15 protein-coding genes are annotated in these 18,065 nt (G+C 61.1%); 11 read left to right on the top strand and 4 right to left on the bottom strand.

Features of this window, described 5'->3' with window-relative positions:
• Positions 1-89: 89 nt before the first annotated feature.
• Positions 90-896: an acyl-CoA thioesterase II gene (locus OP494_RS15695; protein ID WP_280542206.1), complete on the bottom strand. Its 807-nt coding sequence runs from the start codon at positions 894-896 to the stop codon at positions 90-92.
• Positions 897-968: 72 nt separating this feature from the next.
• On the opposite strand from OP494_RS15695, the gene tadA reads away from it, so the two are divergent.
• Complete coding sequence (tadA, locus tag OP494_RS15690) at positions 969-1,424, top strand: tRNA adenosine(34) deaminase TadA (RefSeq protein WP_040244625.1); 456 nt, start codon at positions 969-971, stop codon at positions 1,422-1,424.
• 1 nt (position 1,425) lies between these two features.
• Here the strand turns inward: tadA and mltF are convergent, their stop codons facing one another.
• Positions 1,426-2,883 carry a membrane-bound lytic murein transglycosylase MltF gene (gene mltF / locus OP494_RS15685; protein ID WP_280542204.1) on the bottom strand — a complete coding sequence of 486 codons (1,458 nt, stop codon included), beginning with the start codon at positions 2,881-2,883 and terminating at the stop codon, positions 1,426-1,428.
• A 191-nt stretch (positions 2,884-3,074) separates the two neighbouring features.
• Here mltF and purL point away from each other — a divergent pair, with 191 nt between their 5' ends.
• From purL to OP494_RS15650, 7 genes are all read left to right on the top strand, one after another.
• Positions 3,075-7,037: a phosphoribosylformylglycinamidine synthase gene (purL, locus tag OP494_RS15680; RefSeq protein ID WP_280542198.1), complete on the top strand. Its 3,963-nt coding sequence runs from the start codon at positions 3,075-3,077 to the stop codon at positions 7,035-7,037.
• A gap of 109 nt (positions 7,038-7,146) precedes the next feature.
• Entirely contained in the window at positions 7,147-7,893 is a 747-nt protein-coding gene (locus tag OP494_RS15675) for a FadR/GntR family transcriptional regulator (RefSeq protein ID WP_280542197.1), read from the top strand.
• A gap of 320 nt (positions 7,894-8,213) precedes the next feature.
• Positions 8,214-9,173, top strand: coding sequence for a tripartite tricarboxylate transporter substrate binding protein (locus OP494_RS15670; protein WP_280542195.1), 960 nt, complete (start codon positions 8,214-8,216; stop codon positions 9,171-9,173).
• Between the two features lie 103 nt (positions 9,174-9,276).
• On the top strand, positions 9,277-10,818 hold the full coding sequence (locus tag OP494_RS15665) for a tripartite tricarboxylate transporter permease (protein WP_280542190.1): 1,542 nt from the start codon (positions 9,277-9,279) through the stop codon (positions 10,816-10,818).
• Positions 10,815-11,270: a tripartite tricarboxylate transporter TctB family protein gene (locus OP494_RS15660; RefSeq protein WP_280542188.1), complete on the top strand. Its 456-nt coding sequence runs from the start codon at positions 10,815-10,817 to the stop codon at positions 11,268-11,270. Before OP494_RS15665 ends, OP494_RS15660 begins: the two co-directional genes overlap by 4 nt.
• A gap of 40 nt (positions 11,271-11,310) precedes the next feature.
• A complete protein-coding gene (locus tag OP494_RS15655; protein WP_280542186.1) occupies positions 11,311-12,474 on the top strand; it encodes a mandelate racemase/muconate lactonizing enzyme family protein in 1,164 nt (387 codons plus the stop codon).
• 33 nt (positions 12,475-12,507) lie between these two features.
• The gene (locus tag OP494_RS15650; protein WP_280542185.1) at positions 12,508-13,563 is read left to right on the top strand and encodes a tartrate dehydrogenase; all 1,056 of its coding nucleotides are present in this window, start codon (positions 12,508-12,510) and stop codon (positions 13,561-13,563) included.
• A gap of 85 nt (positions 13,564-13,648) precedes the next feature.
• Here OP494_RS15650 and OP494_RS15645 read toward each other — a convergent pair whose 3' ends face one another.
• Entirely contained in the window at positions 13,649-13,966 is a 318-nt protein-coding gene (locus tag OP494_RS15645) for a putative quinol monooxygenase (protein ID WP_280542183.1), read from the bottom strand.
• A gap of 48 nt (positions 13,967-14,014) precedes the next feature.
• Positions 14,015-14,224, bottom strand: coding sequence for a transposase (locus OP494_RS15640; RefSeq protein WP_247619524.1), 210 nt, complete (start codon positions 14,222-14,224; stop codon positions 14,015-14,017).
• A gap of 167 nt (positions 14,225-14,391) precedes the next feature.
• On the opposite strand from OP494_RS15640, the gene OP494_RS15635 reads away from it, so the two are divergent.
• From OP494_RS15635 to pqqC, 3 genes are all read left to right on the top strand, one after another.
• A complete protein-coding gene (locus OP494_RS15635; protein WP_280542180.1) occupies positions 14,392-16,206 on the top strand; it encodes a DEAD/DEAH box helicase in 1,815 nt (604 codons plus the stop codon).
• A gap of 180 nt (positions 16,207-16,386) precedes the next feature.
• Positions 16,387-17,286: a pyrroloquinoline quinone biosynthesis protein PqqB gene (gene pqqB, locus OP494_RS15630; RefSeq protein ID WP_280542179.1), complete on the top strand. Its 900-nt coding sequence runs from the start codon at positions 16,387-16,389 to the stop codon at positions 17,284-17,286.
• Positions 17,286-18,053, top strand: a complete 768-nt coding sequence (pqqC, locus tag OP494_RS15625; RefSeq protein ID WP_280542177.1) for a pyrroloquinoline-quinone synthase PqqC — start codon at positions 17,286-17,288, stop codon at positions 18,051-18,053. The genes pqqB and pqqC overlap by 1 nt, the downstream gene beginning before the upstream one ends.
• Positions 18,054-18,065 lie beyond the last annotated feature (12 nt).

Here is an 18,065-nt window from a genome sequence, read left to right as displayed (position 1 = left end):
GTCGATACCGGGTCGTGGCTTATATTAATCGTTTATTATGTCGGTAGCATCATGCTCGCCATGCAGATAGACGCCGCGACACGCGTCGCTCAGTCTCGCAGACGCGTCAGCCCTTCTTGCGCCACCGATGCGACCAGCCGTCCGGTCCGGTCGTAGACGCTGCCGCGCGCGAATCCGCGTGCTCCTCCGGCCCACGGGCTTTCCATGTCATACAGCAGCCAGTCGTTGATGGTCACGTCGTCGTGGAACCACAGGGCATGATCGAGACTCGCGATCTGCAGCCGCGGGTCGCCGAAAAAGGTGTCGTGCGAGACCAGGCTGGTGGTCAGCAGGTTGAAATCGGAGCTATAGGCAAGCAGATAGCGATGCAGTGAGGCGTCCTCGGGCAGTTCGCCAGCGAGGCGGAACCACAGGCGCTTGCGCGGCATGTCGGTGGTGGTATCCGGGAAATGCAGGAACTCGATGGGATGGCCGTCGAAGCGCTGTACCTCGGCGCCGGCTTCGAGCAGCGTCTGGGGTGACTCGAGGTCGGGCATCTCGCGCTGATGGCCAAAGCCTGGTTCCTCGCCCTGAAACGAGGCGCTGCAGAAGAAAATGGTCTTGCCGTTCTGGATGGCGCTGACACGCCGGGTCGTGAAACTCCCACCGTCGCGTACGCGATCGACCTGATACACTACCGAGCGTTTGGCGTCGCCGGGGCGTAGAAAGTAGCCGTGCAACGAGTGGGCGCGGCGCGCCGCATCGACCGTGCGAGTGGCGGCGGAAAGCGCTTGGCCGAGCACCTGGCCGCCAAACAACTGAGGAAGGCCGAGATCCTGGCTACGACCGCGAAACAGGTCCTCCTCCAAGGATTCCAGACCCAATAGATCGACGAGAGTGGCGAGTGGTTGCGTCATGCCGGCATCCTTCTGATGGCTCGTTTTCATACGACTGTTCCAATTCTACCAGCATACCGGAGTGCCCCTGTCATGCGCAGCGATACCTTCTACATGCACCGTGCGCTGGATCAAGCGCGCATGGGGTTGGAGGCAGGCGAGGTGCCGGTGGGCGCGGTGGTGGTCGAGCCTAGTGGCGAGATCGTGGGGGCGAGCTTCAATGCTCCGGTGTCGTGCCACGACCCGAGTGGCCATGCCGAGGTGCGTGCCTTGCGTGATGCCGCCGCCCATCTGGGTAACTATCGGCTGGATAGCTGCACGCTCTTCGTTACCTTGGAACCTTGCATGATGTGCGCCGGGGCTATCATCCATGCGCGCGTGGCTCGGGTCGTGTACGGCGCTGCCGAGCCCAAGAGCGGCATGGTCGAGTCACGGGCCAACTTGTTTGCCCAACCGTGGTTCAATCATCGTGTCCAAGTGGAAGGCGGGCTGCTGGCCACGCGTGCGACGCGACTTCTGCAAGCCTTTTTTGCCGCGCGGCGCGAGTGAGTTAGAGCACCGGGGGGACGGTGTCGAAAGGCGTTCCCTGGAGCATCGGATCGTTGCGTTCGCCGAGCTGGTGAAATTGGCGCCGACTGCGATCCACATAGTTGAGAATTTCGTAATATCGACGAATATTGCGCACGTAAATCACCGGCTCGCCGCCACGCGCGTAGCCGTGATGGACCTTGCTGTACCACTTTCGCTTCTGTAGCAGGGGTAATGCCTTGCGTACGTCTGCCCAGTTGTAAGGGTCGCCGCCCTGCATCTCGGCGATCTTCTGAGCATCGTAGAGGTGTCCCAGGCCGACGTTGTAGGCGGCAAGCGCCATCCAGGTGCGGTCCGGCTCGGTGATCTCTTCCTGCAGGCGACCCTTCACATGGCCGAGGTAGATGGCACCGCCCTCGATGCTCTGTTCGGGGTCGAGCCGGTTGCTCACGCCCACCTCGGCGGCGGTGGCGTTAGTCAGCATCATCAGACCGCGAACGCCGGTCGGCGAGGTCGCGCGTGGTTTCCAGTGCGATTCCTGGTAGCCCAGGGCAGCCAACAGTTTCCAGTCGAAGCCGGAATCGCGCGCCGCTTGCTTGAAAGCATCTTCATAGCGCGGCAGGCGATTTTGGGCATGACGGATGAAAAGGCTCGCCCCCACGTACTCGAGGTAGTTGTCATGACCGAAGTAGCGTGCGATCAAATCCGCCAAGTCTCCGTGCTCTCTAAGACGCGCGATAAACTGGTTGGCGGCTCGCAGAAGTGCCACGCCGCTGTTCTTGGGGAGCGCCCACACGAGGCTTTGCGGCTCGCCCAGAGGAAAGCCGCTCTCGACGTCGGGAAAGAACAACCGATTGAGCTTGAACTGATGGGCATAGACGACGGCGGCATCGAGTTCGCCATTCTCGACCATTTCGATGAGGTCGGTGACTTCCAGCTCGTCGGTTTCCCGCCACGTCAACTTGGGGAGGGATTCCTGCAGATCGCGCAGCGCGTGGCCGGTTCCCGAGCCACGCAGCGCGGCGATATCCAGCCCCAGAAGATCTTCCGGTGTCTTGGGTGGGGTGATGCCATGGTGATAAATGACCATGGGCTGCATCGACATGATCGGGCGCGTGTAATTCACGCCGGGTTCGGCGGGATCGAGCGCCAGGGTGGCGGCGCCGATGTCGGCACGACCATCGCGCACGGCACTGAGTACCTCGCCGATGCTGCCCTGGCTATCGATCGATAGACTGACGTCCAGCGCCTCGGCGAATTGCCTTACCAGCTCGTATTCGAACCCCGTCGGGCCGTGGCGCCCTTCGTAATAGGTCGACGGCGTATTGCGGGTGAATACCTGGATGAAATCACGCGAGAAGACCTCCGACAGCGCGGCGTCCCGAACTGAGAGCGTGCGGCCGTCGGAAATCAGTAGCGCCAGCAGCGCGACGAGTGTGGTCGCGGCTGGCTGCATGTAGCGTAAGAGAGCATCGAGCATGCCAATTCGAGTCAGCGATGAGAGAGGCCACCTTAGCGGGCGTTGCGCCTTGTGTCACCTGGCGGCTATTCCACGCAATGGGCGAGGGCGTGAAGGCGTCTTCGCCCGTCGAGGCCTTTTCCAGTATCATGATCGCTCATTGGCCGCCGCCCGCGGCATCGTCTACTTGCTGTCCCAGAGGCCCATTCGACATGCTCGAACTGCGAGGAGCGCCCGCCCTTTCCGCCTTCCGTCATGCCAAGCTGCTAGCTGCGTTACGTGATGCCGTGCCCGAGGTCGAGGCGCTGCATGCTGATTACGTTCATTTCGTCGATCACCAAGAGGCGCTCGATGACGCGGCACAAGAGGTGCTGGCGCAGCTGCTGAGCTACGGTCCCGTTCGTGATGGTGGAAATGCCGATCACGAAGGGCATCTGTTGTTGGTCGTGCCGCGTCTGGGCACGCTATCGCCGTGGTCATCGAAGGCCACCGATATCGCCCACAACTGCGGCTTGACGCAGGTACGCCGGATCGAGCGCGGCATTGCTTACCGTGTGACGCTCAAAGGTTCGCTCGACGAGTCGGCCTTCGCGAGCCTGGTAGCGGCGCTTCACGATCCGATGACGGAAACGGTGCTGTCCAACGCGAGCGACGCAGCCAAGCTCTTCGAGCGCCACGAGCCGGCGCCGCTGGGGCGTGTCGACGTGCTCGGCGGTGGCCGTGCCGCCCTGGTCGAGGCCAATGATGCCTTGGGGTTGGCGCTGGCCGAGGATGAGATCGACTACTTGCTCGATGCCTTCCAAGGGCTCGATCGCAATCCCACCGATGTCGAACTGATGATGTTCGCGCAGGCCAATTCCGAGCATTGCCGGCATAAGATCTTCAATGCCGATTGGCATGTCGATGGCGAAGCGCAGCCGCATTCGCTGTTCAAGATGATCAAGAACACCCATGCGTGTTCCAGCGACGGTATCCTTTCCGCCTATAGCGATAACGCCGCCGTGATTCGTGGCACCGAGGCCGGACGCTTCTTCGCCGCGCCACTGCTTAACGCGCCCGAAACCGCGCGAACGACGAACATCAACGCGCCCGAAGCGACGCGGGCCAGCTACGCGGCTCATCAGGAGCCAATTCACATCCTGATGAAGGTGGAAACCCACAACCACCCGACGGCTATAGCGCCGCATCCTGGTGCCGCGACCGGCGCCGGCGGCGAGATTCGTGATGAAGGTGCCACGGGCGTTGGCGGCAAGCCCAAGGCCGGGCTGACCGGGTTTGCGGTCTCCAACCTGCGTATCCCCGAATTCGTGCAGCCCTGGGAAGCCTTCGATTACGGCAAGCCTGCGCGCATTCAGTCGGCGCTCGAGATCATGCTGAAAGCGCCCGTCGGTGGCGCGTCGTTCAACAACGAATTCGGCCGCCCCAACCTGGCCGGTTTCTTCCGCACTTTCGAACAGGACGCAGTGGGTGCCGGCGGCATCGAACGGCGCGGCTACCACAAGCCGGTGATGCTGGCCGGCGGCTACGGCAATATTCGCGAGGGCCATGTCGCCAAGGGCGAGATTCCGGTCGGTGCCAAGCTGATCGTGATGGGCGGCCCGGCGATGCTGATCGGCCTTGGCGGTGGCGCGGCGTCGAGCATGGCCTCGGGTGCTTCTAGTGAAGATCTCGACTTCGCCTCCGTGCAGCGTGATAACCCGGAAATGGAACGCCGTGCCCAGGAGGTCATCGACCGCTGCTGGGCTCTGGGCGATGACAACCCGCTGTGTTTCATCCACGACGTGGGTGCCGGCGGGCTTTCCAACGCCTTGCCGGAACTGGTCAAGGATGGCGGTCGCGGTGGACGTTTCGAGTTACGCGATGTGCCCAATGCCGAGCCTGGCATGAGCCCGTTGGCCATCTGGTGCAGCGAGGCCCAGGAGCGCTATGTGCTGGCTGTGGCGCCGGACGATCTCGAGGCGTTCGATGCGCTGTGTTCGCGTGAACGCTGCCTTTATGCGGTGGTCGGCGAAGCCACCGAGGCGCACCATTTGGACGTTCGTGACGGACATTTCGACACGCGTCCCGTTGATCTCCCGATGAGCGTGCTATTCGGCAAGCCGCCCAAGATGACGCGCTCCTTCGAGCGCCATTCACTGGTCATGCCGGGGCTGGGGCTAGACAATCTCGACCTGCGCGAGGCGCTGGATCGTGTGCTACGCCTGCCGACGGTGGCCTCCAAGAGTTTCTTGATCACCATAGGCGACCGCTCGATCACGGGGATGGTGGCGCGCGATCAGATGGTCGGCCCCTGGCAGGTACCGGTGGCCGACTGCGCGGTGACCACGGCGAGTTTCGACACGCATGCGGGCGAGGCCATGGCGCTCGGCGAGCGTCCGCCGGTAGCGTTGATCGACCCGGCGGCCAGCGCGCGCTTGGCGGTGGCCGAGACGATCACTAACCTGGCCGCGGCGCCGATTGCCAAGCTTTCCGACGTCAAGCTCTCTGCCAACTGGATGAGTGCCGCCGAGCATGTCGGCGAGAATCAGGCATTGTTCGATGCCGTGCATGCCGTGGGTATGGAACTCTGTCCGGCGCTTGGCATCGCCATTCCGGTGGGCAAGGACTCGATGTCCATGCGTACCGCGTGGCAATCCGATGACGAGGAGAAAAGCGTCACCGCGCCGCTGACGCTGGATATCACCGGTTTCGCGCCGGTCACCGATGCCCGGCGTACCCTGACCCCGCAGCTGCGGCTGGATCAGGACGAAAGCGATCTGATCCTGATCGACCTGGGGCGCGGTCAGAATCGTCTCGGCGGGTCGGCATTGGCGCAGGTGTATGGTCAGGTCGGCGACGTGTGTCCCGATCTCGAAGACGCCGAGGACCTCAAGGCTTTCTTCGCCGTCATTCAAGGCCTCAACGCCGATGGCAAGCTGCTCGCTTATCATGACCGCAGCGACGGCGGCTTGCTGGTGACGTTGCTGGAGATGGCCTTCGCCGCACGCGGTGGGCTGGAAATCAAGCTCGACTGGTTGATCGACGACGCTTATGAAGCCTTCGATGCCTTGTTCGCCGAAGAGCTAGGTGCGGTGATTCAGATCAACCGCCGCGATACCGAGTTCGTGCTCGCCCAGCTCGCTGCCGCAGGACTCGAAACCAGCGGCGTGGTCGCCCGGCCTCGCTACGACGATCAGGTGCGTGTCACGCTCTTCGAGGAGCCGCTTCTGGAAACCACGCGGGCCATCGCGCAGCGTACCTGGACCGAAACCAGCTACCGCATGCAGGCGCTGCGTGACAATCCGGACTGCGCGAAGTCCGAATTCGACGCCTTGCTCGATCTGCGCGATCCGGGCCTTTCGGCGCAGCCTAGCTTCGATGTCGATGAGGACATTACCGCGCCCTATGTCGGGCGTGGCGAGAAGCCGCGCGTGGCGGTGCTGCGCGAGCAGGGCGTTAACGGCCATGTCGAGATGGCGGCGGCCTTCGACCGTGCGGGTTTCGCGGCCATCGACGTGCATATGAGTGACATCCTCGAGGGCCGCGTCGATCTGGAAACAATGAAAGGGCTGATCGCCTGTGGCGGTTTCTCGTACGGCGACGTGCTCGGCGCTGGCGGCGGCTGGGCCAAGTCAGTGCTCTTCAATAGCCGCGTCCGTGATGCCTTCGAGGGCTTCTTTCAGCGTGAAGACAGCTTCTCGCTAGGCGTGTGCAACGGTTGCCAGATGCTTTCGCAGCTCAAATCGCTGATTCCCGGCGCCGAGAACTGGCCGCGCTTCGTACGCAACGAGTCCGAGCAGTTCGAGGCACGCGTGAGCATGGTGCAGGTCGAGAAGAGCCCTTCGATCTTGCTCGCCGGGATGGAAGGCTCGCGGCTGCCGATCGCCGTGGCGCACGGTGAAGGGCGCGCCGAGTTCCGCGATAGTGGCCATTTACGCAGCATGCAGACCAGCGATCAGATCGCCATGCGCTACGTGGACAACTATGGCCAGGTCACCACGCGCTATCCCGCCAACCCCAATGGCTCATCCGCGGGGATCACCGGGCTGACCACACCGGATGGCTGCGTGACCATCATGATGCCGCACCCCGAGCGGGTAGCGCGGGCGGTCACCAACTCTTGGTGTCCCGCCGAATGGCAGGAAGACGGCGCCTGGATGCGCCTTTTCCGTAACGCGCGCGCATGGATGGATTGATGTTCGGGCTGGCGTGATGAACGATGGCGCCTGTTGGCCTCTCGCATAATCCACAGGCGCCTCGAAATGCGTTAGGTTGAGCGGGTATGTTTTATCCATGGGCCCGTCAATGACACACGATTCTCACTCCGAACGGCGCGGGGGCTTTTATCACGCGGGGGGCGCGGACTCGCGTGCGGGTCCTGCGCGGCTCAGTGACAAGGTCTATGGCGTTATCGTCGAGCGTATTCTTCAGGGCGAGTACGACGAAGGTCATCGGCTACCTTCCGAGGCCAAACTGGCCGAAATGAACCAAGTCTCGCGACCCATCGTGCGCCAGGCGTTATCACGGCTCAGGGAAGACGGCTTGGTGAGGTCGCAGCGGGGGGCGGGGAGTTACGTAATGCGCCGCCCAGACCGTGCCATGCTGGACTTCGCTCCGCTGGACAGTCTGGCGGACATGCAGCGTTGTTTCGAGTTTCGAGCGGCGCTCGAGGGGGAGTCGGCACGCGCGGCCACTCAATATGCCTCGACGTCGGCGCTCAAGGAGATCGAGAAGGCGCTACAGCGCTTGGAAGTGTGTATCCAAGTGGGTGAACTCGGGGTAGATGCGGACTTCGGCTTTCACCTCGCGGTTGCCAATGCCACCAACAATCGGTTTTTCACCGATACCCTCCTGTCGCTCAAGGCACAAATCAATTTCGGCCAGAACTTGGCGCGCAACCTTGGTCTACGCCGTCCTGGGCAGCACTTGCCGGAAGTTCAAGAAGAACATGTGCGGATTTTTCAGGCCATTAGAGCAGGCGATGCCGAACTGGCCTGCCAACAGATGCGCGAGCACATCGGTAACTCACGCCTTCGCGTGTTCGAGGGTTAGCAGGATTTCCATGTTCATTTAAAACAACTCGGCCGGTGTGCGCTTGCTTGTTTTGAAAAGAATGCATTTTAAGTAAGTTATTGTTTTTAATTTATATTTAGTTGGGTGCTTTGTGTGGGAATGTGTTTTACCTGCTTGACCCGACTAAGGTCTATCTCTTGTGAGTGGACAGATTTTACAAGTTGGCTAGCTTCAAAGGTGCGGTATGCATTTCCCCGACACGGAATGCGTATGACGTTTCATTCTCTCCGCCATGACGGTGACAAGAACAATCGAGCGGAGAACGTCGCCAGACCACAAGAAGACCAAGGAGTACGCCAATGACACTCGCCACGACACGTTGGGTAGGCTCGCTAACCCTGATGGCTGCCCTGGGCATGCCCGGCATCGCCTTCGCCGAGTACCCCGAACAACCCATTACTTATACAATTCCGTTTGATCCGGGTGGCGAGTCCGACGTCACCGCGCGTTTCCAAGAGCCGCATTTGGAAGAGATCTTGGGGGTCGATGTCAACGTCAATCACCGCCCAGGGGGTGGTGGCGCCGTTGGCTGGAGCGAGTTCCAGAATAATGCCGAGCCGACGGGTTACGAGATGATTGGCGTTAATATTCCACACATCATCGCTCAGCCCATCATGCGTGAGAATGCCGGTTACGAGACAGACAACTGGAAGATCGTGACCTTTTTCCACACCACGCCCAATGCCTTGATCGTCCCCAAGGATAGCCAGTTCGAGACGCTCGATGACCTGGTGAAGTACGCCAAGGAAAATCCCCAGGCGGTAACGCTGGGTGGAAGTGGGACGTTCAGTGCCAACCACTTGGGTGCCTTGCGTCTGGAGCGTGAAGCGGGCATCGATGTGACTTACATTCCTTTTACCGGTACGGGGCCGTTGCCGGCGGCAGTACAAGGGAACCATGTGTCGGGCATCTTCAACTATTCGATGCTCGGTGTGCAGATGCAGGACAATGCACGTGTCCTGGCCGTGGCCTCGGAAGAGCGCGTGCCCGCGCTACCCGACGTACCGACGTTCAAGGAATTGGGCTATGACATCGTCGGCGGTGCCTATCGCGGCGTCGCCGTGCCTAAGGGCACCCCGGACGATATCGTCAACACCCTGGAAGAGGCGTTCGCCGAAACCAATAAGCGCATCGCCGAAAAGCAGGAGCCGCTCGGCTTCGTCATGACCGATATCACCGATGGCGAAGTGGATGAGGTCATACAGCAACTCAAGACGGCCTATCAGCCGATCCTCGAAGAAGCCAAAGCCAACCAATAACGCGACGTGATGCGTCACCCGCCCCTGCGATCCTTCTTGGCGCAGGGCCGGGTGCTGGCCGTTCATCTGCAGCGACCCATCCTGCATTTAGTGGAGTTGGCTCATGGACATGTTACTGGAAGCTTTATTCTCGATCCTGACGCTCGAGGGGCTCGTCACGATTCTGGCGGGCGTCACGGCGGGGTTGTTTATCGGCGCGTTGCCGGGGTTGACGGCGACCATGGCATTGGCCGTGTTATTGCCGTTCACCTTCACGATGTCGCCCTTGCAAGGCTTGATGGCGCTGGGGGCGGTCTACATGGGCGCCATTTATGGCGGCGCCTTTACCGCCATCCTGATCAATACGCCCGGCACTCCGTCATCCATCGCCACGACATTCGATGGTTATCCCATGGCGCGCCAAGGGCGTGCCTACGAAGCCCTGGCCGCCGCGACCATTGCCTCGGTGGTCGGCGGCATCATCGGGGTGGCGTTTCTTTTGTTGCTGGCACCACCGTTGGCGAGACTCGCCGTAGTGTTTGGGCCAGCCGAGATGTTCTGGGTGGCATTGCTGGGTCTGACCCTGGTGGCCAGCCTGTCGAGCGGTTCGCTGCTCAAGGGATTGCTCGGCGGTTGCATTGGCATGTTGTTGAGCACCATCGGGGTTTCGCCGATCGGTGGTGAAACCCGCTTCATCTTTGGCATTCCTGCGCTACAGGGCGGTATCGAGTTGATCGTCGCTTTGATCGGACTGTTCGTCATCCCTGAGCTGATCTCGATGGCGGCCCAAGGGCGGGGCGCTTTACCGGAAAGCGGCAAGTTGCAGGGCGGCGCGGGAGCGGCCATCGGGCGCATGGGCAGGCATATTTTCGGCAAGCCCATCAATCTGATTCGTTCCTGCATCATTGGTCAAATTATCGCCATCATCCCAGGGGCGGGCGGCAACGTCACCAGTTTGGTGGCCTATAACGAAGCCCGCCGTTTCTCGAAGGATCCGTCGTCGTTCGGTAAGGGCAATGTCGATGGCGTGATCGCGTCTGAATCGAGTAACAACGTCATGGTAGCGGGCAGCATGGTACCGCTGCTGACCCTGGGCATTCCCGGCGCGCCACCGGATGCCATCATCCTCGGGGTGCTGCTCATGCATGGCCTGCGCCCGGGGCTTGACCTGTTCACCGAAACCGGTGTGTTGACCAATGGCTTCATCCTCTCGATGGGCTTCGCGGCCATGTTCCTGCTGCCGGTTGGCCTGTTGGGTGGGCGCTTGATTCATCGTGTCGTGGTCAAGACGCCGTTTTACTTCCTGCTGCCGAGCATCGCCATGGTCACCATTTTGGGGACCTATGCACTGCGCAACAGCATGACCGACGTGTTCATCATGCTACTGCTGGGCACTGTGGGGTATTTCCTGCGCCTGATCGGTATCCAGGCGGCGCCCATCGTTCTGGGCATGATTCTTGGCGTTATTGCCGAGAAGGGCTATGTGCAGACCATGCTGGTGGCGGTCGTGGACCCGATTCCCTGGTTGCGGCTGGTGGCTAATCCGCTATCCATCGTTCTTGCTTGCCTGGTGGTTTTGAGTGTCGCGACGACCCTGCTGCCGGGATGGCTGGAACGTAGTGGACGCATGGCCAAGGTCGACTCGGACGAGGAGAAGACATCATGACCCTGCGACTCAACACCGACTTCGCCGCAGGGCTCTTTGGTCTGCTATTTGCCGCCGTTCTGTGGTTGCCGCGCGAAGGCATGGGCCGGCTGAGCATCATCTTCCCCCGCGCCATCTTGGTGATCATGGTCGCGTTGTCACTGGCGCTGATCGTCAAGGCGTTTATCAAACCGGCGGCGCGTCAGGTGGAAATCGAAGGTGATCCACGACGCCTGGTGATCATGATCGTCGTGCTGTTTGTTTGGTGGTATGCCATCGACCTACTGGGATTTCTGGTCGCGACGGCCATCGTTTTCTTCGGCTTGACCTGGTACCTGGCGCATATCGAGGGGCCGGTACCAGTGCGTCGCCTGGTTCAGTGGGTACCGGTCGTTGCGGTGCTGATTGGGGCTTTTTATCTGGCCTTTACGGAAGTCCTGAGCGTTAGGCTACCGTCCGGTATCTGGTCGTAATCGTTCAAGAACGACGATGGCTTCAAGACAAGGAGAAAGCATGCGAATCACCGACATCAAGGAAGCGCGAGTCTCGATCGCGTCCGATATCGCTAATGCCTACATTTCATTCGCCAAGATGGATGTCTCCATCCTGGCGATCTACACCGACGCCAAGGTCGATGGCCGGCAGGTTGTGGGGTATGGCTTCAACTCGAACGGCCGCTATGCCCAGAGTGGCTTGCTTCGGGAACGTTTCTTGCCGCGTCTGAGGGAGGCGGACCCGGCGTCGCTTCTCGATGACAGCGGCCGCAACCTCGATCCATTCAAGGTCTGGGCGACGCTGATGGCCAACGAGAAACCGGGCGGTCACGGCGAACGCTCGGTGGCGGTGGGTGTCCTCGACATGGCGATCTGGGACGTCGTGGCCAAGGTCGAGAACAAGCCATTGGCGCAGTTATTGGCCGAACGCTTCGGGGACGGTGAGGTGGATCGCCGCGTCTCGGTCTACGCCGCCGGCGGCTATTACCATCCCGGTAAAGAAATCCAGGGGCTGCAGGAGGAGATGCGCGATTACCTGGAGATGGGCTATGTGGCCACCAAGATGAAAATCGGCGGCGTGCCGTTGGAAGAAGACTTGCCGCGTATCGAGGCGGCGCTCGAGGTCGTGGGCGAAGCGTCGCGCCTGGCGGTGGATGCCAATGGCCGTTTCGACCTGCGGGCCACGCTGGATTTCGCCGATGGTCTGGCCCCCTATGGGGTGCGCTGGTACGAGGAGGCGGGCGATCCGCTCGACTACGCTCTGCAGCGCCAGCTATGCGAGCACTATGCCGGCCCGACTGCCACGGGGGAAAATCTGTTCTCCCACCAGGACGTGCGTAACTTGTTGCGCCATGGTGGCATGCGTCCCGATCGCGACATCCTGCAGATGGATCCGGTGCTTTCGTACGGGTTGGTGGAATACCTGCGCATGCTGGACGAATTGCATACTCGCGGCTGGTCGACACGCCAATGCATTCCCCATGGTGGGCATCAGTTTGCGCTCAATATTGCTGCCGGCCTCAAGTTAGGCGGCAATGAATCCTACCCGCGTGTCTTTGCACCCTTCGGCGGTTTCGCCGATTCCACGCCGGTCGAGAATGGTTATGTGGCAATACCAGCCATGCCGGGGATCGGCTTCGAGGACAAGGCCGAGTTGATGAAGGTCTTCCACGCCCATCTGTAAGTCTTGGGCCAATCGCAGCAGAGGATATTCACCATGCGTCATCACAAGATCGCCGTGATTCCTGGGGACGGCGTCGGCGTCGAGGTCATCGAGGCCGGCAAACAGGTCCTGCAGGCCCTGGCGGAGAAAAGCGGCGAGTTGAGCTTCGCCTTTAGCGATTTCCCGTGGAGCTCAGACTATTACCTGGAGCATGGTCGCTACATTCCCGAGGGCGGCCTGGAAGAACTGGCCACTTTCGATGCCATCTATTTCGGCGCGGTGGGCAGCCAGGACGTGCCGGACCATGTATCGCTGTGGGATTTGCGTCTAGCGATCTGCCAGGGGTTCGATCAGTATGCCAACGTGCGTCCCGCTCGTTTATTACCCGGGATCGGCAGCCGGCTGCAGGACGCCGACAAGATCGATTGGGTGATCATCCGCGAGAACAGCGAAGGCGAGTATTCCGGTAATGGCGGGCGGGTTCACCGCGGCTTGCCGGAGGAAATCGGCACCGAGGTGTCGATCTTCTCGCGCAAGGGGGTAGAGCGCATCCACCGCTTTGCCTTCGAGATGGCGCAAAGTCGGCCGCGCAAGAAGTTGACCCTGGTGACTAAATCCAACGCTCAACGGCACGGCATGGTGTTGTGGGACGAGGTGTTCTTCGAGGTGGCCAAGGACTATCCCGACGTCGAGATCGATCGTGAGCTCGTCGATGCCGTGACCACGCGTATGGTGCTCAAGCCGGACACCCTGGACACCGTGGTGGCCACCAACCTGCATGCCGATATCATTTCCGACCTGGCAGCAGCGCTGACGGGGAGTTTGGGGATTGCCCCGACCGCTAACCTGAATCCTGAGCGCCGCTTTCCTTCCATGTTCGAGCCTATCCACGGCTCGGCCTTCGATATTGCAGGGCAAGGTATCGCCAATCCTGTCGGCGCCTTTTGGACAGCGGTCATGATGCTCGAGCACTTGGGAGAAACTACGGCGGCCGAGCGACTGATGGCGGCCATTGAGCGTTTGACGCGCTCCGGTGTCCATTCCCGGGATGTGGGCGGTGCTTCAACGACACGTGAGATAACCCAGGCGGTAGTGAATGAATTGAGTTGATGCCCGCTAATATAGAGACAAAACCGCGTCCCGAGTAAAACTCGGTGCCGCGGTTTTTGCGTGACGTTTTAACGGCAACAAGCGCTTATTCGGGACGCATGGCCGTGTAGAAAAAGCGCACGCTTGGCTCGTCGGCGAGCAGCGGCGCGCTGCCTTCCTTGAAAGGCGCGTAGTGGGGCATCTGCATGTGATGCTCGAAGGCGTCGCGGTCGCGATAGACTTCGTGCAGCACGACGACGTTATCGCTGCCTTCCGGCGTCAGCACGTCGAATGCCAGGCAGCCTTCCTCATTGGCCAGGGATTCGTTGGCGTCGTTGTGCGCCAAGGCGAGAAACGCGGGTATTTGGCCTTCCTTGAGACGGAATTCGGCGAGCACCACGAAATGGGATTGAGTCGAGGACATGAAGGATCTCCGAATGACGAATGTCAGTGAAAAGTGCCGATAACAATCTCAGATGTCTCGTGGCGCGTTGTCCGAGGTTCCGAGATGGGCTTCCAGGTCGTCGAGCAGATGACGGTAGTCGGCGACGAGGCGGTCGTAACGCCCGAAATCATGGTCGCATTTTTTGCAAAAAACATGATATTGCCCCTCGCGACCGGGAGGGAAACGCTTGGCGCGACTACCGCATTCAGGACAATCGGGACTGCTTGGTGCTTGCATGGGGCCTCCTGGCCGGAAACATTAATGCGATACGGGGTGATCGTTGTCATCTGCGCCTCACTCATGAGGTCGGGGCGCGGGGGAGCGAGATCAAGGTCTGTATTGCCATCTGGCCGCTCTTGTCGCCGGTGGTAGGATGCGCTTTTTGATTCGATTGGAAGTTTGCCATGAGCGCGCCCTCGCTTCGTCCGTATCAGCAACAGGCCGTGTCTCGGGTCGTCGAGCACTTTCGCGAGAGCGACGATCCGGCCGTGGTGGTGTTGCCGACCGGTAGTGGCAAGTCGTTGGTGATCGCCGAGCTGGCACGTCTGGCTCGGGGGCGAGTACTCGTGTTGGCCCACGTGCGCGAGCTGGTCGAGCAGAACCATGCCAAGTATCTGGCTTACGGCCTGGAGGCGGATTTATTCAGCGCTGGCCTAGGGCGTAAGGAGAGCGAGCGTCAGGTGGTCTTCGGCTCGGTGCAGTCCGTGGTCAATAGTCTGGCGCGTTTCGAGGCACACGACGAGTGGGGCGCGTTTACCCTGCTGGTCATCGACGAATGTCACCGCATTCCTCCGCCTGCCAGTGACGACGCCCGCCAGAGTAAGGCGCCGTCGAGCTATCATCGCGTGATCGCGCATCTGCGCAAGCACAATCCGCGTCTCAAGGTGCTGGGGCTGACTGCGACGCCGTATCGCCTGGGGCAAGGGTTCATCTATCACCGCCATCATCATGGCATGGTGCGTGGCGAGGCCGAGAGCTTCTTCCAGGATTGTGTGTTCGAGCAGCCACTGCGGCTGATGGTCAAGCAGGGCTATCTGGTCGCGCCCAAGCGCGTGGATGCGGCGCTCTACGCCGAGGATGGTCGGCAGACCCGTTACGATTTCTCGCGCCTGGTACCCGGACGCGATGGCGGCTTCGAGGAAGCCGAGTTGAATCGCGTCGTTCAGGGGCACCGGGCGACGCCGAGCATCATCGCCGAGGTTGTCGAGCAGGCGCGCGAGCGGTGTGGCGTAATGATCTTCGCGGCCACCGTGGCTCACGCCGAGGAAATCGTCGGTTACCTACCGGCCGAGCAGGCGGCGTTGATCGTCGGCTCGACGCCCACGAAGGAGCGCGAGCGCTTGATTGCGGCCTTCAAGGCGCGCGAGATCAAGTATCTCGTCAACGTGGCGGTGCTGACCACCGGGTTCGACGCGCCGCATGTGGATCTGATCGCCATCCTGCGACCTACGGAGTCCGTCAGCCTGTATCAACAGATCGTCGGGCGCGGGTTACGCCTGTCCCCGGGCAAGGAAGACTGTCTGATCCTCGATTACGCGGGCAATCCCTGGGATCTATACGCGCCGGAAGTCGGTGAGCCGCGCCCGGATTCAGACGCTGAGCCGGTTCAGGTGGAATGCCCGGCGTGCGGGCACGCCAATCTGTTCTGGGGCAAGCGTGATGGTGACCTGGTCATCGAGCATCACGGCCGGCGCTGCCAAGGCCTGGTGGAAGGCGTGGACGGCCAGCGCCAGCAGTGTGACTTTCGCTTTCGCTTCAAGGTCTGCGATCAGTGCGGCGCGGAAAACGACATCGCCGCGCGAGCTTGCCATCAATGCGGCGAGCGCATGGTCGACCCCGATGACAAACTCAAGGCGGCCCTACGACTCAAGGAAGCAAAGGTGCTGCGCGTGTCGGGCATGCAGCTGCAATCGGTGCTCAACGGGCGGGGGCTACCGCGCTTGAAGGTGACCTATCACGATGAGGATGGCGCCACGCTCGACGAATGGTTCGCGCTGGAAACGCCCGCACAGCGTCGTGCTTTCACGCTGGCGTTCTTGCGCTACCACCTGCGCGCACCGGGCAGCGATTGGCAGCCACGCTCGGCGGATGAGGTCATCGCCGACGAGCATCGACTCAAGGCCCCGGATTTCGTCGTGGGACGCAAGGTCGGGCGTTACTGGCAGATTCGCGACAAGCTCTTCGACTATACAGGGCGCTATCGCAAGGCCGATGGGTGATGCGTGATCAATATGCGCATTCTTTGTAATTGCTAATGCGATAGTGCTATCAAGGGGTTATGATGAAAAGGCAAACCCACTAGCGGAGAAACGACATGACTTGGACCACTCCGGCAGTCAAAGAGATCTGCATCGCGCTGGAAATCAACGATTACATGCCCGCCGAATTCTGAGGCGGCTTTGTATATTCGTGTACTCGGGGCGGCCGCCGGTGGCGGTCTGCCCCAATGGAATTGCCGTTGTGAAGTATGTCGGCTGGCGTGGTCAGGCGATCCACGCGTCACGCCACGAACACAATCCTCCATTGCCGTCAGTGCCGATGGTCGCTCGTGGGCCCTGATCAATTGCGCCCCCGAGGTGCTGACACAGATACGCCGAACGCCGGCGCTCTTCCCCCAACAAGGGTGTCGCCACACGCCCATCGCGTCGATCCTGCTGACCAATGCCGATGTGGACCATGTCGGCGGTTTGTTGAGTCTGCGTGAAAGCTCTCCCTACCGGTTGTATGCCACGGCGGAGATCCAGGCCGTGTTGCGTGACAGCCCGATTTTCAATGTGCTCAATCCGGATTACGTCGAGCGTGTGTCGGTGGCGCTGGAGCAGCCTCTGACGCTTGCCGAAGGGCTCGAGGCACGTATGTTTGCGGTGCCGGGCAAGACGGCTTTGTATCTGGAAGGCGAGCAGGTAGACATTGGCGCCGAAGGCGAGGCGACCGTGGGCATCGAGTTCCGCGCCGCGGGCCGCCGTACGTATTACATCCCCGGCTGCGCGGCGATGACGCCCGCATTGGCGGCGCGTCTCGAAGGGGCCGATGTACTGCTTTTCGATGGCACCTTGTGGCGTGATGACGAGATGATCCGTGCCGGGGTTGGCCACAAGACAGGGCAGCGCATGGGGCACATGGCGATGTCCGGCGATACGGGCAGCATGGCGAAGCTGTCGTCGGTTTCGCTTGGCCGGCGTGTCTTCCTGCATATCAACAATACCAACCCGGTGTTGATAGATGGCTCACCCGAGCGCCGGGAAGCGGCGCGCATGGGATGGGAAATCGCCTATGACGGCATGGAGTTGGAGTGCTGATGAACGATATCGACGCACCGCTGCAAGAACCGCTGAGCGCAGAGGCTCTGGAAGCTCGTCTGCGCAGCATTGGTGAGCAGCGTTACCACCACCGGCACCCCTTTCAGTTGATGTTGCAGAACGGCGAGCTTGATCGCCGTCAGGTGCAGGCCTGGGCGCTCAATCGCTATTACTATCAGGCCATGATCCCGCACAAGGATGCGTCGCTGATCGCGCGTTTTGACGATCCGGCGCTGCGTCGTGAGTGGCGTTCGCGGCTGGTGGATCATGATGGCGAAGCCGAGGGCGAAGGGGGAATCGCACGTTGGCTGATGCTTACCGATGGGCTAGGCCTCGACCGCGATATGGTTGTCTCGACGCGGCACATATTGCCAACCACGCGTTTCGCGGTGGATGCCTACATTCATTTCGTGCGCGAGCGCAGCGTGCTGGAAGCCATCGCGTCTTCACTGACCGAGTTGTTTTCCCCGATGGTGATCGGTCAGCGCGTCAGCGGCATGCTCAAGCACTACGATTTCGTCTCCGCCGAGACCCTAGCCTATTTCGAGCCGCGCCTGACCCAGGCCCCGCGGGATGCTGATATGGCGCTCGATTACGTCAAACGCCACGCGCGACGACTCGACCAGCAGCAAGCGGTGCTCGATGCGTTGATCTTCAAGTGCAACGTGCTGTGGACGCAACTGGATGCCCTTCATCATGCCTATGTCGCTCCCGGTCACGTGCCCCCCGGGGCATGGGGCGACACGGGCGCGGCCGACGATCGATAGAGAAACGCAGAC

Origin of the sequence: Chromohalobacter sp. 11-W, from assembly GCF_029889905.1 — a bacterium.
Taxonomy (GTDB): Bacteria; Pseudomonadota; Gammaproteobacteria; order Pseudomonadales; family Halomonadaceae; genus Chromohalobacter.
Note: the sequence above shows the minus strand (reverse complement) of the source record. Positions and strands in the feature narration are given on the sequence as shown.